Annotated in this window: 18 protein-coding genes and 1 pseudogene; 12 read left to right on the top strand and 7 right to left on the bottom strand. The window is 65.2% G+C overall.

Features of this window, described 5'->3' with window-relative positions:
• The first annotated feature begins 60 nt into the window (after positions 1-60).
• Complete coding sequence (locus ACJ70B_RS00400; protein ID WP_408958446.1) at positions 61-333, top strand: HalOD1 output domain-containing protein; 273 nt, start codon at positions 61-63, stop codon at positions 331-333.
• A gap of 131 nt (positions 334-464) precedes the next feature.
• Positions 465-1,274, top strand: a complete 810-nt coding sequence (locus tag ACJ70B_RS00395; RefSeq protein ID WP_408958445.1) for a hypothetical protein — start codon at positions 465-467, stop codon at positions 1,272-1,274.
• Positions 1,275-1,277: 3 nt separating this feature from the next.
• On the opposite strand, the gene ACJ70B_RS00390 is transcribed toward ACJ70B_RS00395, so the two are convergent.
• Positions 1,278-1,613 (bottom strand): hypothetical protein, encoded by a 336-nt coding sequence (locus ACJ70B_RS00390; RefSeq protein ID WP_408958444.1) that lies wholly within the window; start codon positions 1,611-1,613, stop codon positions 1,278-1,280.
• A gap of 174 nt (positions 1,614-1,787) precedes the next feature.
• On the opposite strand from ACJ70B_RS00390, the gene ACJ70B_RS00385 reads away from it, so the two are divergent.
• Complete coding sequence (locus ACJ70B_RS00385; RefSeq protein WP_408958443.1) at positions 1,788-2,678, top strand: sensor histidine kinase; 891 nt, start codon at positions 1,788-1,790, stop codon at positions 2,676-2,678.
• Positions 2,679-2,743: 65 nt separating this feature from the next.
• Positions 2,744-3,301, top strand: a complete 558-nt coding sequence (locus ACJ70B_RS00380) for an acyltransferase (protein ID WP_408958442.1) — start codon at positions 2,744-2,746, stop codon at positions 3,299-3,301.
• A gap of 111 nt (positions 3,302-3,412) precedes the next feature.
• Here the strand turns inward: ACJ70B_RS00380 and ACJ70B_RS00375 are convergent, their stop codons facing one another.
• Positions 3,413-4,582 carry an NAD(P)/FAD-dependent oxidoreductase gene (locus ACJ70B_RS00375; RefSeq protein WP_408958441.1) on the bottom strand — a complete coding sequence of 390 codons (1,170 nt, stop codon included), beginning with the start codon at positions 4,580-4,582 and terminating at the stop codon, positions 3,413-3,415.
• A gap of 210 nt (positions 4,583-4,792) precedes the next feature.
• Positions 4,793-5,713 (bottom strand): arginase, encoded by a 921-nt coding sequence (gene rocF, locus ACJ70B_RS00370; protein WP_408958440.1) that lies wholly within the window; start codon positions 5,711-5,713, stop codon positions 4,793-4,795.
• A gap of 95 nt (positions 5,714-5,808) precedes the next feature.
• On the opposite strand from rocF, the gene ACJ70B_RS00365 reads away from it, so the two are divergent.
• Together ACJ70B_RS00365 and ACJ70B_RS00360 are read left to right on the top strand one after the other, a co-directional pair.
• Positions 5,809-6,489, top strand: coding sequence for a metal-dependent transcriptional regulator (locus ACJ70B_RS00365; RefSeq protein ID WP_408958439.1), 681 nt, complete (start codon positions 5,809-5,811; stop codon positions 6,487-6,489).
• 197 nt (positions 6,490-6,686) lie between these two features.
• Positions 6,687-7,220 carry an Rrf2 family transcriptional regulator gene (locus ACJ70B_RS00360; RefSeq protein WP_408958438.1) on the top strand — a complete coding sequence of 178 codons (534 nt, stop codon included), beginning with the start codon at positions 6,687-6,689 and terminating at the stop codon, positions 7,218-7,220.
• A gap of 99 nt (positions 7,221-7,319) precedes the next feature.
• On the opposite strand, the gene gyrA is transcribed toward ACJ70B_RS00360, so the two are convergent.
• The 4 genes from gyrA to psmA all read right to left on the bottom strand — a co-directional run bounded on the left by gyrA (position 7,320) and on the right by psmA (position 13,486).
• Entirely contained in the window at positions 7,320-9,806 is a 2,487-nt protein-coding gene (gene gyrA / locus ACJ70B_RS00355) for a DNA gyrase subunit A (RefSeq protein ID WP_408958437.1), read from the bottom strand.
• 182 nt (positions 9,807-9,988) lie between these two features.
• The gene (gene gyrB, locus ACJ70B_RS00350) at positions 9,989-11,923 is read right to left on the bottom strand and encodes a DNA topoisomerase (ATP-hydrolyzing) subunit B (protein WP_408958436.1); all 1,935 of its coding nucleotides are present in this window, start codon (positions 11,921-11,923) and stop codon (positions 9,989-9,991) included.
• Positions 11,924-12,036: 113 nt separating this feature from the next.
• The gene (psmB, locus tag ACJ70B_RS00345) at positions 12,037-12,753 is read right to left on the bottom strand and encodes an archaeal proteasome endopeptidase complex subunit beta (RefSeq protein ID WP_408958435.1); all 717 of its coding nucleotides are present in this window, start codon (positions 12,751-12,753) and stop codon (positions 12,037-12,039) included.
• On the bottom strand, positions 12,746-13,486 hold the full coding sequence (gene psmA / locus ACJ70B_RS00340; protein ID WP_408958434.1) for an archaeal proteasome endopeptidase complex subunit alpha: 741 nt from the start codon (positions 13,484-13,486) through the stop codon (positions 12,746-12,748). Before psmA ends, psmB begins: the two co-directional genes overlap by 8 nt.
• A gap of 447 nt (positions 13,487-13,933) precedes the next feature.
• Here psmA and ACJ70B_RS00335 point away from each other — a divergent pair, with 447 nt between their 5' ends.
• The 6 genes and pseudogenes from ACJ70B_RS00335 (at position 13,934) to ACJ70B_RS00310 (ending at position 20,407) form a co-directional block, all read left to right on the top strand.
• The gene (locus tag ACJ70B_RS00335; RefSeq protein WP_408958433.1) at positions 13,934-15,202 is read left to right on the top strand and encodes an NRAMP family divalent metal transporter; all 1,269 of its coding nucleotides are present in this window, start codon (positions 13,934-13,936) and stop codon (positions 15,200-15,202) included.
• A 288-nt stretch (positions 15,203-15,490) separates the two neighbouring features.
• A complete protein-coding gene (locus tag ACJ70B_RS00330) occupies positions 15,491-16,009 on the top strand; it encodes an SPW repeat protein (RefSeq protein WP_408958432.1) in 519 nt (172 codons plus the stop codon).
• A 99-nt stretch (positions 16,010-16,108) separates the two neighbouring features.
• Complete coding sequence (locus ACJ70B_RS00325) at positions 16,109-17,368, top strand: hypothetical protein (RefSeq protein ID WP_408958431.1); 1,260 nt, start codon at positions 16,109-16,111, stop codon at positions 17,366-17,368.
• Entirely contained in the window at positions 17,365-18,369 is a 1,005-nt protein-coding gene (locus tag ACJ70B_RS00320; RefSeq protein WP_408958430.1) for a two pore domain potassium channel family protein, read from the top strand. Before ACJ70B_RS00325 ends, ACJ70B_RS00320 begins: the two co-directional genes overlap by 4 nt.
• A 42-nt stretch (positions 18,370-18,411) precedes the next feature.
• Positions 18,412-19,950, top strand: a complete 1,539-nt coding sequence (locus ACJ70B_RS00315; RefSeq protein WP_408958429.1) for a dihydrolipoyl dehydrogenase — start codon at positions 18,412-18,414, stop codon at positions 19,948-19,950.
• 101 nt (positions 19,951-20,051) lie between these two features.
• Positions 20,052-20,407 (top strand): annotated as a pseudogene (locus tag ACJ70B_RS00310) (hypothetical protein).
• Positions 20,408-20,456 lie beyond the last annotated feature (49 nt).

Raw genomic sequence — 20,456 nt, 5'->3', positions numbered from 1 at the left:
ATATAAACGGCCGAAGAATACGACGGTAGACTTGAGGGCGTCCCGGCGGACGACCCACTGATGGAAGACGTGACCGCCTCAGTTACCGGTTCACCGCCTGCGATGAAACCGAGTCTCGAGGTCGTCGAACGCGTCGCCGAACTCGAGGACACGGACCCGGCGGCGCTAACGCCGCCGCTGTACACCGCCGTCGATCCGGACGCGCTCGATTCGCTCTGTCACCGACCGACCGTCGGAACGCAGCGGTCGGCGGGGCGAGTGTCGTTTACGTACTGTGGATACGAGGTCACCGTCAGCGGCGATGGCGACGTCTCCGTCTCGGAGCCGCGCTGAACGCCCAGCTTCCGCGAATCGGAATCCGCGCGACGGACATCGACCCTCCATCTCGTCTTTCGGGGTAACACGAGGATGGCGAACGGATCGGCGGATTTATCGCGCCACCGAACTGACCGGCGAGCAAACGCATGACGGTCGTTCTCGCCGGCATCGGCGCTGACAGCACCAATCTCGGCGCGCTGGCACCGCTGTACGACAACGGACGGTTCGAGTACGTGCCCATTCCCGAGAAGACCCGGGAAACGACCGAGGCCGAAACGCTCGGCTCGTGGGAGTTGCGGGCCGGCGACGGCGTTGCCGCGGAGCTGACGACGCGGATCACTCCCCAACCCGTTCACGACGGGACCGAAACCGTCACCGGCGACGCTCTCGCATCCTGGCCCCTCCATCGCGACCCGAACTTCGAGGCGCTGACCTACGGCGAACACCGAACGAGCGGCTACGTCTCACGGCTGTGCGCGCTCGAGCCGGGAGACATCGTCGGCTTCTACGCCGGCCTGCGTCGACCCGGCGGGGAACGCGCCCACCGCTATCTGATCGGCTACTTCACCGTCGACGACGTGGTCGTCGTCGGTCCCAAGACGCCTCCCGACGAGTTGGACGCGGTCCTCGCTTCACACCCGAACAACGCCCACGCAAAACGCGCCCGAGAGGGTGGGCTCTATCTCGAGAAGCAAGTCGTGATCGTCGACGGTCGCGAACCCGGCGGGCTGTTCGAGCGCGATCCGATTCGGCTCAGCGATTACTACGTCAAGGCGGGCAACGAGCGGCCGCAGTACTACTTGCGCGACGAGATTCGGTCGGCGTGGAACGTTCGGGCCGGCGGTGCGAACATGATGTTTAAACCGGCCTACCGCTGTGACCTCTCGGACGCCGAGTTTCGGGACTCGGTCGGCGTTCCGGGCGAGCGATCAGCGGACGATGCGTGCGTTCTGTGACCGTTAGTCGTCTACCCGCTCGAGGCAGTCAATGATCGGCTCGAGGTCGTCGAAGTTAGGGCCGGGTGTGACTTCGGCTTCGGATTCGTCGTAGTCAACGACGCCGTGCTCGGCGAGTCGGGGGAGGTGATTGTGGTGTAACGCGATCGCGGCTGTGCGCGTCCCGGCGGCATCATCGAGATCGGTTTCGCGATCGGCCGCCGTGAGATAGCGACTCAGGTCGTGCGCGGTCGTTCGGTCGACCGTTCGAAGACGAGCGAGCACTGTTCGCCGCGTCTCGCTCGCGAGGAGGGACGCGATCGTCTCGAACTCGAGAGTCTCCAACCGGTGCCGTGACATGTCCCTTCGTCGATCGCCGACCGACACGGACATTACGCCTAACTAGTTGGGCGATCCCGTCCGCCGCGTTCGATCGCTACCTCGCCCGGCAACCGAAGCCACCCCCGTCAGTTATCGGCGTTTCGGCCCGAAAGTTGATACGTTCCGAATTCGAGCGTCAAGTTAGTAACCACTATGGTCGACAGATCGGTGATCAGGCGATCACCGGCCGCCGTCGCCGCGAGCTACGCGGTGATCGGAATGGTCTGGGTCCTCGGGTCAGATGCGTTCGTCTACGCAGCTATCGAAACCCTGGGACTGGCCGTCTCCGTCGAAATTCTCAAAGGCTGTCTGTTCGTCGCCGGCACGTCGTTCGTCCTCTACGGGCTGCTGTCGTACGGCCAACAGGATATAGAGCGGACGAACGACCGGCTCGATCGGGCGCTCCAACAGACGAGCATCCTCCAGCGGATCATCCGTCATAACCTTCGTAACACGTGTAACATCATCCGCGGCAACGCCGAACTGCTCGCCGATAACGCCGCCGGTGACCGCGACAAGCGCGTCGAGACGATCACGCAGCAGACGGAACGGCTCGTGGAACTGAGCGAGAAGACCCATCTGCTTCGGGACGTCGTTCTCGACGACTCACACGTCGTCCAGCGGCTCGATCTCTCCCGGCTCCTCGAGCTCCGCGTCGAGGCGGCGCGAAACCGGTACCCGTCCGCGACGATACGCACCGACGTGCCCGATGCGATCGTCCGCGAAACCGACCCGCGCCTCGAGACGGCCGTCGACGAACTCCTCGAGAACGCGATCGAACACGACGACACGCCCGAGCCGGTCGTCGAAGTGACAATGGATGCAGAGCCGGACGGACCCGCGACGATCGGAGTTAGCGACACGGGACCGGGACTGCCCGACATCGAGCGCACCGTCTTCGAGAAGGGGATCGAAACGCCGCTGTCGCACTCGGAGGGCGTCGGGCTCTGGATCACACAGACGATCGTCGTCCAACTCGATGGATCGATTACGATCGAGGACAACGAGCCGCGAGGGACGACGGTCCGACTGACGGTCCCGTAGCCGAGTGCGATCCGGCGGTTCCGCTTCGAGCGGTTTCATATGTCGATACGTCAAAGGGAGTGTCAGTGACGGATTCCGACGATCCGACGCCGCGCCACGACCGCGTCGAACGACACGCGACGCCCGGGCCGCGTAACTCGCTGGCTCACTGGACGACCGCCCGCCGCCCCCTGCGGGTCGCGATCAACTACGTCGTTGTCTGGCTCGTCCGACTCTCGCCCAGCCTCCGGCTTAAGCGCTGGCTCCTCCGACGAATCGGCGTCACGGTCGGCGAGGGCGTCTCCTGGGGACTCGAGGCCACGCCGGACGTCTTCTGGCCCGACCTGATCACCGTGCGAGCGGACGCGATCGTCGGCTACGACGCGACGATCCTCTGCCACGAGTTCCTGCAAGACGAGTACCGGACCGGCGAGGTTGTCGTCGGCGAGCGGGCGATGATCGGCGCGGGCGCGATCGTCTTGCCCGGCGTCGAGATCGGCGAGAATGCTCGTATCGCGGCGAACTCGCTCGTCACTCGCGACGTTCCCCCCGAAACGACCGTCGCCGGCGTGCCGGCGGAACCGATGGGCGAAACGGCCGACGATCCGAACGATAGCGAGTCCAGCGACGACGGCGGAGACTGAGCACCGACGTAGGACGGCGACGCCATCGTGAAGAGAGCGTGGCCGACACGTCAAAGCGCCGCCGCTCGAGGGCGATCGAACCGACGAAAACCGAACCGACCACGAAACCGACTACAGCGACGACCAGGACTTCCGGGCGTCGTTCCAGGAGGTGATGTCGGCGATCCAGCGGGCGGCGATCATCTTCTTTAGGTTCTGGGCCGGGAAGCCGCCGAAGGTGTCGACGGGCAGCGAGATGCCAAAGGCGGGCTTGACGTCGTGGGCGACGGCCTTCTCGCCGACGGAGATGACGGTTCCTTTGTCCTCGTGCTCCCAGGTCTTCAGCGGCCGGTTCTCGATCGCACGGGCGATGTTCTCGCCGGCCACGTCCGCGGCCTGCCAGGCGGCCTGGGCCGTCGGCGGCGCGGGCTGGTCGCCCTGATCGATGATCGCGGAGTCACCGATCGCGAACACGCGCTCGTCGGAGGTCTGGAAGTTCGCCTCGGCGGTGAGCCGGTTGTGCTCGTTCTCGAGGTCGGTGCCGTCGAAGGCGTCCCGACCCGTGATGCCGCCGGTCCAGACGAGCACGTCGTGGTCGAGGGGCTCGCCCTCGTCGAACTCGATGTGATCCTCGGTGGCTTCGGTGATCGGGTCGTCCGTGTGGATGCGAACGCCGGCCTCCTCGAGGAGGTCGCGAAGCGCCTGCTGAATCTCGGGGTCGTTGCCGGGGAAGATCTCCTCGAGCGCCTCGACGAGGTGGATCTCGATGGGCGCGCGGTGGTTGTCGCGGAATTCGGCGATCTCGCCGGCGGTCTGGATGCCCGAGAGACCGGCACCACCGATGACGACCTGTGCGGGATCGCCGCGGGTCGCCTCCTGCCCAGCCTCGGTAACGGCCTCGTGGATCTCGAGAGCATCGTCTAAGCTCTTGAGCGTCAGCGAGTGCTCCTCGAGGCCGGGGATGCCGTAATAGGCGGTCTGGCTGCCCAGACCGACAAGGACGTAATCGTAGTCGACGTCGTCGCCCTCGGCGAGTTCGACGGTCTGATCGTCGGTATCGAGGTCGGTGACCTCGTCCCGGATGAACCGGGTCGAGGGGTCTGCGATCCGGTCGACCGGGAAGGTGATATCCGAGCGAACGTCCGGGTTCCGGATGACGCGGTGGGACTCGTGGAGCACGAGGTGATAGTCGACGTCGGCGATCCAGGTTAGCCGGGCGTTACCCCCCAGTTCCGACTGGAGTTTGGTGATCGCACCGGTACCGGCGTATCCAGCACCGAGCACGACGACGTTCTCAGTCATACGCCACAGTGAGAAACACTATGATACAAAGGTGTTGAAACGAGTATCTGTATGCTCGATGTTGTCATACCTCTATTTCCACTGCGTTCACAGCTCCCGGCGAGTCGACTCAACTCGCTCGTTCGTTCATACAGTCCACTAGAAGGCAGTTCCAGCGTTCCAACGACCCGCTTTTCGGGGGATGCCGGTGCCCAGTTACAGTAGACCGTCTCAGAGGATGCGCTTGCCGAACGCGCTCGCGGTCAGTTCCGCCGCCAGCGTCGCCGTTTCGTTTGCCTCGTCCAAAATCGGATTCACCTCGACCACGTCCATCGAACGAAGAAACTCAGCGGACTCGTTGCGCTTAGAGAGCGCCTCGAGCGCGGCGTGGGCCTCGCGGTACGTGACACCGCCGCGGACGGGGGTGCCGACACCAGGTGCTGCCTTGGGGTCGAGCCAGTCCAGATCGAGGCTGACGTGGACACCGTCGGTGCCGTCGGTCGCGACCGCGAGCGCGTCTTCGACGACCGCGGAGATTCCCCGTCGATCGATGTCGGACATGGTGAAGGCGGTCATATCGCTGTCGCGAATCAGTTCGCGTTCGCGCTCGTCGATGCTCCGGAGGCCGATGTAGGCGATCGACGACTCCCGAAGGCCCGGCGCGGGTGCCCACGACAGGTCGCCGAACGCACCGCGACCCAGGGCCGCGGCCAGGGGCATCCCGTGGACGTTGCCGCTGGGTGAGGTCGCCGGCGTGTTGCAGTCGGCGTGGGCGTCGAACCAGATTACACCGAGGTCGGCCTCGCGCGCCGAGCCGTTGAGCGATCCGATCGCGACCGAGTGGTCACCGCCCAGCACGAGCGGGAACTCCCCGTCGGCGAGCGTCGTCGCAACCCGATCGCTCACCCGAGTGCAGACGCCCTCGATCTCTCGGAGGAACTTCGCGCTGCCACCGATCGGCTGCTCGGCGTCCGGGTCACGCTCTTCCGCTCGCGGCATCGAGAGATCGCCGTCGTCGATCGGCTCGACGCCCGCTCGCTCGAGGCCGTCGGCCAGATCGGCGTATCGGATCGCCGACGGTCCCATATCGACGCCACGACGGTTCGCTCCGTAGTCCATCGGGGCACCGATGATTCTGACGGTCCGTCCCATACCCGAGGTACGCCGCCGACCCGTTTGGTCGTGGCGATCGGCCGCTCCGACGCGGCGATAGGTTTAGGGTTAGACGACTCTAAACCCGTCACAGAATGATGCTGAGCGACGTGATGGAAGACTACCTCAAAGCCATCTATCAGCTCCAGCGCGGGACCGACGATCGGATCAAGACCTCCGAGATCGCCGCCGAGCTGGACGTCACGTCGCCGACGGTCACCAGTATGCTCGACAAGCTCGAGGAGCGCGAACTCGTCGACCGCGAGAAGTACCGCGGGGTGACCCTGACCGACGAGGGCGAGACCGTCGCCCTCGAAATCGTTCGCCACCACCGGCTGCTCGAGGCCTACCTCACCGAACACTTAGACTACGACTGGTCGGAGGTCCACGCCGAGGCCGACCGGCTCGAACACCACATCAGCGAGAACTTCGAAGCCCGCGTCGCCGACGCTCTCAGCGAGCCGACGGTCGATCCCCACGGCTCGCCGATCCCCAGTGCCGACCTCGAGCCGCCGGAGCGACCCGCCGGCGAGGCCATCACCGAGTTCGAAGAGGGAACCGTCGTCACCGTCGCCGAGGTCGCCGACCGCGACCCCGAGGTGCTCTCCTATCTCGCCGAACACGGCGTCGAACCCGGCGTCGAACTCGAGATCCTCGAAATCGCTCCCTTCGGCATGGTGACGGCGCGCTCGAGCGAGGCCGACGAGCCGGTGTCGCTGCCCGAGTCCGTCGCCCACCACGTCCGGGTCGCCTCGCCCGCGGAAGCGAAACCGTAGCGGCGACCGAAACGTGAACCGCGGCTACGTTCCGACGAGTCGGTCGCCCACATACCCCGCCGATATCCAACGGACGCGAAGGGTTCTCGGGTGAACGACGCGAACCGCCGTCTCGTTCTCCCACCAAGCGACACATTCTCGAGGGAACGTCCGGCTCACCCGCCGGGTTTAAGGAACGCAACTACGAATATATCACTATGTCATCCATCGAACTCACCCCCAGCCAGAAGAAAATCCTTCGCGCACTGACGAATCTCCACAAGGAGTCCGAAGACGCCATCAAAGGCGAAGACATCGCCGAGCAGGTCGACCGTAATCCGGGAACAATTCGCAACCAGATGCAGAGTCTCAAAGCCCTTCAGCTGGTAGAGGGAGTACCGGGGCCGAAAGGCGGCTACAAACCCACGGCCTCCGCCTACGAGGCCCTCGAGATCCAGCAGATGGACGAGCCCGCGGCCGTGCCCATGCAACACGAGGGCGAACCCGTCGACGATACTATCATCGAAGAGATCGATCTCTCGAGCGTCCACCACCCCGAGCTCTGTCGCGCGGAGATCCATATTCAGGGCACCCTAAGCGACATCCACGAGGACGATGACGTCACCGTCGGCCCAACGCCGCTCTCGAAACTCGTTATCGAGGGCACCGTCGACGGCAAAGACGACACGAACAACATCCTCATCCTACGGATCGACGACATGACCGCACCGGCCGAAAAACCGGCTCACTGACGGCCGTCGCGCACTGCTCTCGGACGCTCTGCGCTCTGTTCTCGCTTTCGGCCGAAACACTCCTCGAGTCCGTCGCTTTTCGAACGTCGAACGCAGGTCTTACTCGGCCGCGTCGTCGCCCTCGGCGGCGTCGGCCGCCGCTGCCGGAATGACGTCGACGCTCGCGACCGCGTCGCCGTCGTCGACGGCCATCGCGATCACGCCCATCGTGTTCCGGCCGACGGTCGAGATCTCGTCGACTCGGGTGCGGACGATCTGCCCACGCTCGCTCATCAGTACGAGCTGGTCGTCCGCGGCGACCGCCTTGACGGCCGTTACCGGCCCGTTTCGATCGCCCGTCTTGATGTCGATCAGCCCCTTTCCGTACCGGGACTGCGTGCGGTATTCGGAGAGCAACGTTCGCTTCCCGTAGCCGTTCTCCGTAACCGTCAGCAGCGCACGGTCGTCGGCCTCGTCGGTCGCGACCAGCCCGGCGACCGCGTCGTCGCCCTCGAGTTTGATCCCGTTGACACCGCGGGCGTTGCGGCCCATCGGCCGGACCTCATCTTCGTCGAAGCGGATCGTCATGCCGCCCTCGGTCGCGACGACGAGATCCTGCGAGCCGTCGGTGACCTCGACGTCGACCAGTTCGTCGCCCTCCTCTAGGTCGGCGGCGATGATCCCCGTCGAGAGGATATTGTCGAACTCCTCGCCGGCGGTGCGCTTGACGTAGCCGTGGCGAGTGGCCATCGTCACGAACTCGTCGTCACCGAAGGCGTCGGTGTCGACGATGGCCGTGATGTCCTCGCCGGGCTCGAGATCGAGGATGTTGACCGCGGATTTGCCCCGTGCAGTGCGGCCCATCTCCGGGATCTCGTAGGTCTTGAGGCGGTAGACCTCGCCCTGATTCGTGAAACAGAGCAGGTAGTCGTGGGTGTTAGCGCGAAACACCGTCGCGACGCGGTCGTCTTCCTTGACGTCCGCGCCGATGATGCCCTTGCCGCCGCGACCCTGGGGATCGAACGCGTCGATCGGCATCCGCTTGACGTAGTCGTCCTCGGTCATGACGACGAACACCTCCTCCTCGGGGATGAGGTCCTCGTGGGTGACCGTCCCCTGATCCTCGATGATCGAGGTCCGGCGCTCGTCGTCGTACTCGGCTTTGATCTCGCGGAGTTCCTCCTTGATGACCGAGAGTAGCTCTTCTTCGCTCTCTAAGATCTCCGTGAGCCGCTCGATCTCGGCCTGGACCTCTTCGTACTCGTCTTCGATCTCGGCGGCTTCCATCGAGGTGAGGCTGCCGAGTTGCATCCGGACGATGTGATCTGCCTGATCCTGTGAGAAGTCGTAGGCCTCCCGTAGCGCTTCCTTTGCGGCCGACCGGTCCTCGCTGTCGCGGATCAGTTCGACGACGTCGTCGGCGTTCTCGACGGCCGTCAGCCGTCCCTCGAGGATGTGGGCCCGGTCTTCTGCCTCGGCGAGGTCGTACTCGCTGCGCCGCCGGACGACCTCGCGGCGATGAGAGACGTACTCCTCTAAGGTCTCCTTGAGCGAGAGTACTTGGGGCTGGCCGTCGACCAGCGCGAGGTTGATGACGCCGAAGGTGCGCTCTAAGTGATTCTCGAGCAGTTTGTTTTTGACGACCTCGGCGTTCGCGCCGCGTTTGAGTTCGATGACGATGCGGACGCCGTCGCGGTCGGACTCGTCGCGCAGATCTGAGATGCCTTCGATTTCGCCATCGTTGACGTCCTCGGCGATGCGTTCGACGAGGCGGGCCTTGTTGGCCTGGTAAGGGAGTTCGGTGATGACGATCCGCTCGCGGCTGTTTTTCCACGCTTCGACCTCGAACTCGGCGCGGACGCGGATGCGGCCGCGGCCGGTCTTGTACGCCGAGTAGATGGCGTCGCGACCGACGATGTTCGCGCCGGTGGGGAAATCGGGACCCTTGACGTGTTCCATCAGATCGTCGACGGTCGCGTCGGGATCGTCGATCAGTTCGATCGTCGCGTCGATCACCTCGCCGAGGTTGTGCGGCGGGATGTTCGTCGACATCCCGACCGCGATCCCCGAGGAGCCGTTCACCAGCAGGTTCGGGAACGCCGCGGGCAGCACGTCGGGTTCCTGCAGGCGGTCGTCGTAGTTCGAGGAGAAGTCGACCGTGTCCTTCTCGATGTCCTCGAGCAGTTCCTCGGAGATGGGGGACATCCGCGCCTCCGTGTACCGCTGTGCGGCGGCCGGATCGCCGTCCATCGAGCCGAAGTTCCCCTGCCCGTCTACGAGGGGATACCGCATCGAGAAGTCCTGGGCCATCCGGACCAGGGTGTCGTAGATCGCGCTGTCGCCGTGGGGGTGGTAGTCACCCATCGTCTCCCCGACGATCGAGGAGGACTTGCGGTGGCTACTCCCGGAGGAGACGCCCATTTCGTGCATCGCATAGAGGATGCGTCGGTGGACGGGCTTGAGCCCGTCTTCGACGCGCGGGAGCGCGCGCCCGGCGATGACACTCATTGCGTAGTCGATGTAGCTTTGCTCCATCTCGTCTTCGATACGGACGTTTTCGACCGATCTGGCCTCTACGTCCGTCGGATCTGGTACGTCTGAACTCATTCGTTCATTTCGTTTGGTAAGTTAGTTGTCGCGGTTCGGTTGACAAGCACTGCATCCGTGAGCGAGTTCGCGACGCGAACTCGCGAGCAGGCCGACGACTGACCCGCAGGGGAGGGAGGAGTGCTTTTGATCGAAATTTTGCCGAGGGCGCGGCAGAGCCACGTCCGCAGAGCAAAATTTCGTTAGATATCGATCCATTCGGCTTCGGGCGCGTGGTCCTTGATGAACTGCTTGCGGGGTTCGACGGCGTCGCCCATCAGGACGGAGAACATCTTATCCGCCGCGGCCGCATCCTCGATGGTGATCTGTTTCAAGATGCGGTTGTCGGGGTTCATCGTCGTCTCCCAGAGCTGTTCGGGGTTCATCTCGCCTAAGCCCTTGAATCGCTGGACCTGCGTCGGGTTCCCGTCGCAGGTCTCCCGGACGATCTCGTCGCGCTCGGCGTCGGTCATCGCGTCGTAGGTCTCGCCGCGATAGCGGATGCGATAGAGCGGGGGCTGGGTCGCGTAGACGTAGCCGCCCTCGAGCAGCGGGCGCATGTGGCGGTAGAAGAACGTCAACAGCAGCGTCCGGATGTGCGCGCCGTCGACGTCGGCGTCGGTCGCCATGATGATCTTCTTGTAGCGGACGTCGTCGACGTCGAACTCGTCGCCGATCCCCGCGCCGATGGCGGTGATCATGTTCCGGATCTCGTCGTTCTCCAAGATGCGATCGAGCCGGTGTTTCTCGACGTTGAGGATCTTCCCCTTGATCGGGAGGACGGCCTGGAACTCGGGATTGCGGGCCTGTTTGGCGCTGCCGCCTGCAGAGTCACCCTCCGCGATGAACAGTTCGGCTTTCTCGGGGTCTTTGGTCTGGCAGTCGGCCAGTTTCCCGGGGAGCGAGGTCGACTCGAGGGCGGACTTCCGGCGGGTGAGTTCCTCGGCTTTCTGGGCGGCCATGCGGGCCTTCGCGGCCTCGACGGCCTTCATCACGATCGCCTGCGCGGTATCTGGGTGTTCCTCGAAGTACGTTCCGAGCCCCTCGTGCATGGCGCTCTCGACGATGCCTCGTACTTCGGAGTTGCCGAGTTTCGTCTTCGTCTGGCCCTCGAACTGCGGGTCGGGGTGTTTGACAGAGATGACTGCCGTCAGCCCCTCACGGATGTCCTCGCCCTTGAGGTTGTCCTCGAGGTCCGAGAGCAGGTCGTTTTCGTTGGCGTAGTCGTTGACCGTCCGAGTGAGTGCGGTCTTGAACCCGGTGAGATGGGTCCCGCCCTCGCGGGTGTTGATGTTGTTCGCGAAGGCGTGGATCGAGCCCTGCAGTTCCTCGGTGGCCTGCATTGCGACCTCGACCTGGATGTTTTGCTCTTCGTCCTCGAAGTAGATCACCTCCTCGTGCATTGCCGAGCGCGTCTCGTTGAGATACGTGACGAACTCGCGGATGCCGCCTTCGTACGCGTAGGTGTCGGTGACGGGACCCTCCTCGTCGCCCGCGTCCTGGCGCTCGTCGCGGAGCGTGATGCGGACGCCGGAGTTGAGGAAGGCCAGTTCGCGGAGCCGGTTCGCGAGCGTCGAGAACGAGAACTCGCCGGTCTCGAAGATGCCGGTGTCGGGCCAGAACCTGACCTCGGTGCCCGTCTCCTCGTCGGGCTCCATGTCGCGGACCCGCTCCATGTCGCCGACAGGTTCGCCCCCCTCGAAGGCGTGGCGGAAGACGCCGTCGTCGCGTTTGACCTCCGCCTCGAGCCGCTCGGAGAGGGCGTTGACGACGGAGACGCCGACGCCGTGGAGGCCGCCGGAGACCTGATACGACTTGTTGTCGAACTTGCCGCCGGCGTGGAGGACCGTGAGGATGACCTCGAGCGCGGGGCGGTCGTACTCCTCGTGTGTATCGACGGGGATGCCACGGCCGTCGTCCGCGACGGTGATCGACCCGTCGTCGTTGATCGAGACGGTGATCTCGTCACAGTAGCCAGCCAGTGCCTCGTCGATCGAGTTGTCCACCACTTCGTAGACCAGATGGTGGAGACCTCGAGAATCGGTAGAGCCGATGTACATCGCCGGCCGCTTTCGCACAGCCTCCAGGCCCTCGAGGACCTGAATTTGTCCGGCGCCGTACTCGCTTTCCTGGGACATGTAAAACCTGCTTTCGGCTAGCAGTCCACCACTAATAAAAGTCACGTGTACGCGCGCGAGCGCGAGCTGACTCGGTCCAGACCGAGTTGCTGGATCGCAGAGACGACCCGCGTTTACAAGAGGTCGTCGAACGACTCGTGGCCCTGAATCTCGACGCCTTCCCCTGTGACCTCGGCGAGAAAGACGCCGTTACCGGAGCCGGTGTCGCGCTCGACGGCGCTCTTGACCGCGCGGGCCGCCGCCGACCGCGCGTCGGACAGCGTGAGACCCTCCTCGTACTCGTTCTCGAGGACGCCGTAGGCGAGTTGCATCCCGGAGCCGGTGACGGTGTAGTCGTCCGCCATGACGCCGCCGGCGGGGTCGATGCTGTAGACGTGGCTTCCTTCCTCGTCAACGCCGCCGAGAATCGGGTTGATCGCCCGGAACGGACCGCCGCGGGCGAAGTTGCCGGCAAGCGTCGCGAGCGCGTCAATGTTCATGGTCTCGTCGCGTCGAGACTCGTAGAGGTTGACCTCGGCGCGCAGCGTCTGGATGAACGACTGTGCGCCGCCGACCGAGCCGACGAGCGTGAGCGCGCCGGTGGGGTGGATCTGCTCGACCTTCTGGACGTTCTTGTTCGAGACGAACCGCCCGCCGAGGCTGGCGCGCATGTCCGTCGCGATGACGACGCCCTCGTCGGTCGTGATACCGACGGTGGTCGTCCCGGTCTTGTTCACGGTATCGTCGTGTTCGCCGGCGTGCTGGCCGTTGTCGGGAAGCGAGCCCAACTCAGGCTCGTACGGCGACGGGCCGCCGTCGCCCTGCGGGGCCGACGGGTTCCAGTTACTCATCGGTCTCCTCCGCGTCGAGGTCGCCGATGATCGACTCGAGGCGGTCCTCGTCGACCGAACGGAACGACTCGTCGTCGGTCGTGATCGTCGCGACGTCGATGTCTTCGGCGGCGACGACGCCGTCTTCGGGCTCGCTGAGCGCGCGGACGGCGAGTTCGATCCCGCCGTCGATATCGAGGTCCTCGCGGTAGTGCTCCTCGAGGTACCCCTGGATGGTGTCGCGGTCGCCGCCGACGGCGGCCGCCTGCCACTCGTAGTCCGTCCCCGAGGGGTCGGTCTCGAAGAGACGGGGTTCGCCGTTCTCGACGCCACCGACGAGGAGGGCGACGCCGAACGGGCGTGCGCCGCCGGTCTGGGTGTACTCCTGAATGTGATCGGTGACCGAACGCGTCAGCGTCTCGACGCCAATCTCCTGGCCGTAGCGGAGCTGCTCGCCCTGTGCACGACGGCGGGCGAGATCGATTAGCTGGCGCGCGTCGGCGACGTGGCCGGCACTGGCGATGCCGACGTGATCGTCGGCTTTGTGAATCTTCTCGACGCTCGAGCGCTCCATGAGCGGCGAACTGACCTGCCGATTCGCGGCGAGAACGACGCCGTCGGGCGTGCGGAGACCGACGCTCGCGGTTCCGCGCTTGACGGCCTCGCGGGCGTACTCGACCTGATAGAGGCGTCCGTCCGGGGAGAAGATGGTGATCCCCCGGTCGTAGGCCTGCTGTTGGGATTGTCCTTGCATTGATTTCAGCCTTCACCTCGGGTAAGGGATAGAAATATATAGGCCTTCTTCTGAAGGCAACGTCGTCGGACAGTCTCGGCGTGTCGCTGCTGGTAGTGAAACGCCGTCTGCCATCTCAAGCTTTCCGCTCAACCGAGTCGCCGCCGTTCGTTCTGGTACGGCATTCCGAACTCCAGTATACGGATGTGTTCGCGTCGAACGAACCCCCCTCGAGTGACGCGCCGGCCGCAGTCTCGAGGGGCGAACCATCCGTGGCTGTGGGAGCTACCAGCATATGGACGACTACAGTATTTCGACGGCCGGTCGTGTTGAATTGGCAAGTGACTCAGTTAGTCAGGGTGGATCCGATGCCCTCCTCGTAGCGAACGGTTCCAGCACCGATTTCGCCGTGCGTTCGGGTCTTCGCCCTGATACGGCCACTCAGAGAGGTCCACGTGGTGAGAGCGCATGAGCAGACAATCGGCGTCGGCGTCGACGTCCACGTCGGCGGTCGTCGACGCGGTACCCGGCGGTGAGGCGATCCACGGGGCGCTCTACAGATACGGGCTGGGCGTGCTATTCGCCGCGAACGTCTTCGGAGCGGGATCGGTCTACATCCTCGCAGATACGGGGGCAAACTTCGCGTTCTCCCTGCTGTGGGTGTTGCCGCTCGCATTCCTCGTCGACATCGCGCTCCACGATATGAGCGCGCGCCTCGCCGTCGCCGACGAGCCCCTGGCGGACTACATCGCCGACGCGCTCCCGATCGGTGGCTCGACGCTGTTGATCGGTATCTCATTGATGTCCGGGCTCTGGGCCGTCTCGAACTACGCGGTCGCGGGCGCGGCACTGGCCTGGTTGATCCCCGGCCTCGACAACGTCCTCGTCGGGATCGTCCTTGCGGCGGGAATCGGCATCGCGATCGTTCAGATGAAGGTCTACGACCGGATCGAAGCGGCGATCGCTGCGATGGTATTCGCCGTGTTCAGTTCCTACGGCCTGTTGCTGCTCGGCCTCGACGTGCCCTGGCAGTCGGTCGCCGCCGGTCTGCAGCCGGTCTTGCAGACCGAAATCGGCTACCTCACCGCGGTCATCGCCCTGCTCGGAACGACGGTCTACTGGCCGAACTTCTTCATCCAGTCGAGCATCCAACCGACGAAGGAGTGGACCGACATCTGGGAATACCGCCGAGACAATGCGGCCGGGATTGCCACGACGCTCGTCATCGGCAGTTTCGTGATGATCGTCTCCGCGGTCACGCTCTCCGGCGGCGAGATGTCGCTGACGACCCCCGGCGAACCGCTCGCGACGATCCTCGGCGAGTACGCGCTCGTCGTGTTCATCCTCGCGGCCTTCCTCGCCTCGATCTCCTCGGCCACCGGGACGCTGTTCGGGGCCGGTTTCATGATCCCGCAGGCGCTCGGGCGGGACACGGTCTTCGGCGACACCGCCTTCCGGCGAACCGTCGTGGCGCTGATCGTCCTCGCGGCGGTCACCGCACTCCCGATGCTCAGATACACCGGCTTTGGCCCCGTCGAGATGGCGATCGTCATGCCGGCCGTCAACGGCGCGGTCGGCCTGCCGGTCACCGTCTTCGCGCTCATCGGCGCGGTCAACCGGTTCCGCGACGTCGACTGGTACGAGAACGTCGCGTTCGTCGCCGCGGGGATCGTCCTGCTCGTCGGCAGTCTCCTGACCGTCCGGTCGCTGTATGAGACGATCCTGAACATCCTCTGACGGCTCGAGCACTCGCTCGCTCCTATCGACCTCGGCGGAATCTCCGTGCCAATCGCGCTGCATTCGCTACCGTTTCCGGCGAGGCGACCACCGGCGAGAACCACACGATCGCGGTCGTTCTCGACATCGCGAGCGGAGGTCCCCGTCGGCGCTCGCCCTGATCTCAGTCACCGCGGTCTGGTACCAGCCCGCGGACCGAGCCGCCGGCAGCGAACAGTCGAGACCACACCCTGCACTGACGGGCAGGGAACTCTTGCGCTCAAGGGGCTGACCTCGAGACGAGAGACGATGAGCGAGTACGACGGGACCGACAACCCCGATACCCCCTGGCGGGAAGACGGCACGAGCGAGGAAGACAACCGCGGCGACGAGGCGATGACCGGCCGCGACAGGATCGCGTTCGAGCCGAACCCGGGCGAGCGCGGCAAGCGGCGTTCGGCGGCCGTGGGACTGCTCGGGCTCGCGTTGCTCGCCGCGGCCGTCGTCTTCGATCCGGTCGCGAGCCAGTTCTGGAACGACGTGCTGATCGGCGTGACCCTGGTCACCGCGGGTGCGTACAACTACGACCGGCGGTCGAACGCGGAACTCGGGAGCCTCGGCGTCGCGATCCTCGTCGCCCTCCTGGGGCTCTGGCTGGTCGCGTCGCCGTTCCTGTTCGGCGAGGACGCCGGCGTCGGAGCGGCGACTGGCCTCGGTTTCTGGACCGAAATCATCGCCGGACTGCTCGCGCTCGGTCTGGGGACCGACAGCGCCGTCAGGATCCGCAGTCGTCGCCGGGACGCGAGCGTTCGGGACACGGCGGTCTGAGCCGCCCGGCGCTCGGAGCGGCCGGGTATCCTCCCGTCGTTCTCGAGATGGCAGCTTCCGGCAGAACCCCCATTGTGCGCGTCCCGATAGGGTGAAGCGATGCTTCCGCTCGTCATGATGGCGCTCGCTGTTGCCGGTGGTGTGGTGGTACTCGAGTATGGGTCCCATCGAGCGCTCGAACGGATCCCCTCCGTGGCGACCGAGGAGTTCCCCGAGATCGATCGAGAGTTACTGGGGAAGTTCAGCAGCTTCGATCCCGAGCTCGGCTGGGTGCCCCAGCCGAACCGGGAGAAACAGAAGGATACGGGCGACCACCTGCCGGGCGAAGAGGTCCGAACCACGGTCACGTACTCGACTGACGAGTACGCGAGCCGGGTCTGTCCCGCGAAGGAGCGGGCCGAGAGCGCCGACGTCACGGTCTCGACGTACGGCGACTCCTACTGTTTCTGCCGGGAGGTCGACGACGACGAGACGTTCCAAAACTACCTCGCGAAGGACCTCGACACCCACGTCGCCAACTACGGCGGCGGCAACTATGGCCTCGATCAGGCGCTCATGCGACTCAAGCGTACGTACCCCGAGGACCCGACCGATCACGTCTTCATGGTCGTCACCGCTTCCTCGATCGCACGCATCTTGAGCGTCTGGAAACACTACCAGGAGTTCGGCAACATCTTGGCGGTCAAACCCCGCTACGTCCTCGAGGATGGCGAACTCGAACGCGTCGAGAGCCCCGTCGACGAGAAGGACGAATTGCTCGACCTTGAGTCGAAGGCCGACTTCCTCCGGACGTACGACTTCCACTACGAGCACTGGTTCACGCCCCACTTCGCGACACGGCCGTACACGGCGGACTTCCTCGAGAAGAACGAACACCTCCGGTACGCCGGGTACACGGCCGGAAAGGAACTCGAGCGCCGGATGGGACGGTCGATTCCGGGGATCGACTTCGATCAGGCCCAGACGCGGTCTGCGTTGCGGCTGGAACAGCCCCGTGTGCGGTACCACGAGCGGTTGTTCGAGACGCACGAACCCCTCTTCGATGCGCTCATCCAGGAGTTCGTCGACTACGCCGACGAGCAGGACTTCGAGCCGGTGTTCGTGATGGTCCAACAGCTCCGGTACGCGAAATACGAGTCCGAACACGGCCCGATTTACGGCGACCTGATCGACCGACTGGACGATCGGTACGACGACCTGACGACGGTCGACATGGCGCGACACCTCTCTCCCGACGACGGCGACGTCGAGTCGCTGTACGTCGAGCGCGGTGAGGGCGGCCACTACAGCCCCGAGACCAACGCGGCGATCGCGGACGTGTTGGCGGATGTCATCGAGGCGCGAGCGGTCGCGCGATGAAGCTGCTCTACCTCGTCGTCGGCATCGCGCTGCTGGTCGGCGGGGTCGTCGACATCCTCTGGACGACGCTCTGGGTCGACGGCGGCTCGGGGCCGTTCTCGGGCCGACTCACCACCGCCGTCTGGAAAGGGCTCCGGAAGGCGACCCGGGATCACAACAAGTCGCTCAGTCTCGCCGGCCCGCTCACCCTCACGCTGACGCTTGCGATGTGGATCGCGTTCATCTGGGTCGGCTGGACGCTCATTTTCTCGAGCGTTCCGAACGCCGTCGTCAATACGCGAACCGGCGGCCCGGCGGACTGGTGGGGCCGATTCTACTACGTCGCCTACACCATGTTCACCGACGGCAACGGCGACTACACCCCGCTGTACGGTGGCGATGTCTGGGAAGTCATCAGCGGGTTCACGACGGCCTCGGGCATGGCCTTCGTCACCCTCGGCGTCTCGTACGTGCTGACCGTTCTCGGGGCCGTCTCCGACAAACGCGCCTTCGCCAGTTCCGTCACGGGACTGGGCCGTCGGAGCGAGGCGTTCGTCCGAGCCGGCTGGAACGGCGAGAACTTCGACGGCCTCGAGCGGACGCTCGAGTCCCTCGGCTCCGATCTCAGTCTGCTCGCCGAACAGCACAAGTCCTACCCAATCTTGCACTACTACCACAGCGAGCAGGGTGAACGGGCGTCGGCCGTGGCCGTGCCCATCCTCGACGAATCGATCTTGCTCTTTCGACACGCCGTGCCGGACGAGCACGCCCCCGATCCCGCGATCGTCGAGACCGTCCGCGCGAGCAGCGAGAGCTTCCTCGAGACGCTCGACGAGTCGTTCATCGAGCCCGAGCCCGCGGTCCCCCGGTCGCCGAATCTCGAGCGACTCCGCGAGGACGACATCCCGACCGTCTCCGACCGGGAGTTCGCCGAGGCCCTCGCCGAGGAGACCGATCGCCGCCGTCGCCTGCTCGGCGTGGTCGAAGCCGACGCGTGGGAGTGGCCGCCGCTCGAGGAGTGAGCCGGCCTGCTATTCATGGCGCTTCGCAACGGGAATCCCCCTATGGAGGAGTACGACTTCATCGTGATCGGTTCCGGCTCCGGGCTCGACGTGGCGAACGTGGCGGCGAATCAGGGGCTCTCGGTCGCAGTCGTCGAGAAAGGGCGACTTGGCGGCACCTGCCTCAACCGCGGCTGTATTCCCTCGAAAGACCTCCTCTATCACGCCCACGTCATGGAGACGGTCGAGCACGCCGACGAGTTCGGAATCGACGCGTCGGTCAACGACGTGGCGTTCGCCGACATCGTCCGCGAGGTGAACGACGACGTCCACGGGAGCTCGGACTCGATCCAACGCGGCCTCCGCACGTCGGACGCCATCGACCTGTACGAGGCCGAGGCCCGGTTCGTCGACGACCGGACGCTCGAGCTCTCCGACAGCGCGGCCGACGGCGAGCAGTTGCGCGGGGAAACCGTCCTCGTCGCGGCGGGGACGCGACCGGCGATTCCCCCGATTGACGGGCTCGAGACCGTCGAGTACCTCACCAGCAAAGAGGCATTACAGCTCGAGACGCGGCCGGATCACCTGCTCATCGTCGGCGGTGGCTACATCGCCGCCGAACTGGCGCAGTTCTTCGGCGCGTTCGGCAGCGAGGTTTCGATCGTCGGCCGCCGACCGAGGCTACTGCCCGACGCCGACGAGGAGGTGGCCGCGGCGTTCACGGAGCGGTACGCCGACCGGTTCGACGTCTACACCGGATACGAGGCCGCCAGCGTCTCGGTCGCGGACGGGTCGCTCACCGTCGAAGCACGCCCCTTCATGTACGGAGAGGGGAGCGAGGCGAACACCGACGGCGGTGAGGCGACCGCGGCCGAAGCGCCCGTTACCGTCACCGGCGACGAACTGCTCGTCGCGGTCGGCCGCGTTCCGAACACCGACGCACTGAACGTCGAGGCCGCAGGTATCGAGACGGACGCGGACGGATTCGTCGAGACCGACGAGTATCTGCGAACGACCGCCGAAGGCGTCTGGGCCCTCGGCGATATCGTCGGCGAGTACCTGCTGAAGCACAACGCCAACCACGAGGCACAGACCGTCGCCCGGAATCTCTTCGGCGAAGCCCTCGAGCCGGTCGATTACTCGGCGATGCCCTTCGCCGTCTTCGGCTCCCCGGAGGTTGCCGGCGTCGGACTGACCGAGCAGGAATTGCGCGCGATGGATCGCGAGTACGCCAAACGCACCTACCGGTACGAGGAGACGGCCCGCGGCAGCGCGATGCACGCGGAGGGATTCGTCAAACCGCTCATCGACCTCGAGGGTGAACTCCTCGGCTGTCACATCATCGGTCCGGAGGCGTCGAATCTGATCGAAGAGGTGGTCGTCGCGATGACGGCCGGCACCGGGACGGTCCACGACATCCGGGACTCGGTCCACATCCACCCCGCGCTCTCGGAGGTCGTCCAGCGCGCGTTCACCGGACAGTTCACGCGCGGCGGTGGCCACGGGCACGAACACGGCCATACGCACGACCACAGCCACGGCGACGGTCGTGATCACGACCACGATCACAGTCATAACCATGATCACGATCACGACCACTGAGCGCCGCCCGACCTCGTCGCGCTGTCTCGTTCGCCGGATCCGCACACACCGCACACGACCGCCGTCGCCTTTTGCGGCCCTGACCCTCATTTCCGGTCGCAATGGTAAACGCAGCAGTCGTTATTTTGGCAGGCACCGAATCGCACAGCGACCTCGGCCGGCTCGTCAACGGCCTCGAGGCGGCGCGGAGTTCGACGAGAACCCCGACGACGAACTGGAACTGATCTTCGACGGCGCGGGCACGCAGTGGATCCCAGAACTCGAGGACGAAGAGCACGATTACCACGAGCTCTACCAGTCGGTCAGCGATGACGCGGCCGCCTGTGAGCACTGCTCGAACGCGTTCGGGGTCAGCGACGCCGTCGGCGACGCCGGCGTGGTCACCGTCGACGAGAACGACGGCCATCCGAGCATCCGCTCGCTGGTCGACGACGACTACGAGATCATCACGTTCTGACGCGACGGTTGCGTCGCGGTCGCCGGCCGTCGGCGTCGGGCCGCTTAGC

This window comes from Natrinema sp. 74, from assembly GCF_046097095.1.
In the GTDB taxonomy this organism is placed as follows: domain Archaea; phylum Halobacteriota; class Halobacteria; order Halobacteriales; family Natrialbaceae; genus Natrinema.
The sequence above is the reverse complement of the archived record's forward strand: the minus strand, read 5'-3'. Positions and strand labels throughout refer to the sequence as shown.

Bases quoted from the DNA above. Each gene is read 5' to 3' on its own strand.
- ACJ70B_RS00325 (WP_408958431.1), top strand. From the start codon at position 16,109: ATGCTTCCGCTCGTCATGATGGCGCTCGCTGTTGCCGGTGGTGTGGTG.
- ACJ70B_RS00330 (WP_408958432.1), top strand. From the start codon at position 15,491: ATGAGCGAGTACGACGGGACCGACAACCCCGATACCCCCTGGCGGGAA.
- ACJ70B_RS00385 (WP_408958443.1), top strand. From the start codon at position 1,788: ATGGTCGACAGATCGGTGATCAGGCGATCACCGGCCGCCGTCGCCGCG.
- psmB (WP_408958435.1), bottom strand. From the start codon at position 12,753: ATGAGTAACTGGAACCCGTCGGCCCCGCAGGGCGACGGCGGCCCGTCG.
- gyrB (WP_408958436.1), bottom strand. From the start codon at position 11,923: ATGTCCCAGGAAAGCGAGTACGGCGCCGGACAAATTCAGGTCCTCGAG.
- ACJ70B_RS00395 (WP_408958445.1), top strand. From the start codon at position 465: ATGACGGTCGTTCTCGCCGGCATCGGCGCTGACAGCACCAATCTCGGC.
- ACJ70B_RS00390 (WP_408958444.1), bottom strand. From the start codon at position 1,613: ATGTCACGGCACCGGTTGGAGACTCTCGAGTTCGAGACGATCGCGTCC.
- ACJ70B_RS00360 (WP_408958438.1), top strand. From the start codon at position 6,687: ATGTCATCCATCGAACTCACCCCCAGCCAGAAGAAAATCCTTCGCGCA.
- gyrA (WP_408958437.1), bottom strand. From the start codon at position 9,806: ATGAGTTCAGACGTACCAGATCCGACGGACGTAGAGGCCAGATCGGTC.
- ACJ70B_RS00320 (WP_408958430.1), top strand. From the start codon at position 17,365: ATGAAGCTGCTCTACCTCGTCGTCGGCATCGCGCTGCTGGTCGGCGGG.
- ACJ70B_RS00335 (WP_408958433.1), top strand. From the start codon at position 13,934: ATGAGCAGACAATCGGCGTCGGCGTCGACGTCCACGTCGGCGGTCGTC.
- ACJ70B_RS00375 (WP_408958441.1), bottom strand. From the start codon at position 4,582: ATGACTGAGAACGTCGTCGTGCTCGGTGCTGGATACGCCGGTACCGGT.
- ACJ70B_RS00365 (WP_408958439.1), top strand. From the start codon at position 5,809: ATGATGCTGAGCGACGTGATGGAAGACTACCTCAAAGCCATCTATCAG.
- ACJ70B_RS00315 (WP_408958429.1), top strand. From the start codon at position 18,412: ATGGAGGAGTACGACTTCATCGTGATCGGTTCCGGCTCCGGGCTCGAC.
- ACJ70B_RS00400 (WP_408958446.1), top strand. From the start codon at position 61: ATGGAAGACGTGACCGCCTCAGTTACCGGTTCACCGCCTGCGATGAAA.
- psmA (WP_408958434.1), bottom strand. From the start codon at position 13,486: ATGCAAGGACAATCCCAACAGCAGGCCTACGACCGGGGGATCACCATC.
- rocF (WP_408958440.1), bottom strand. From the start codon at position 5,713: ATGGGACGGACCGTCAGAATCATCGGTGCCCCGATGGACTACGGAGCG.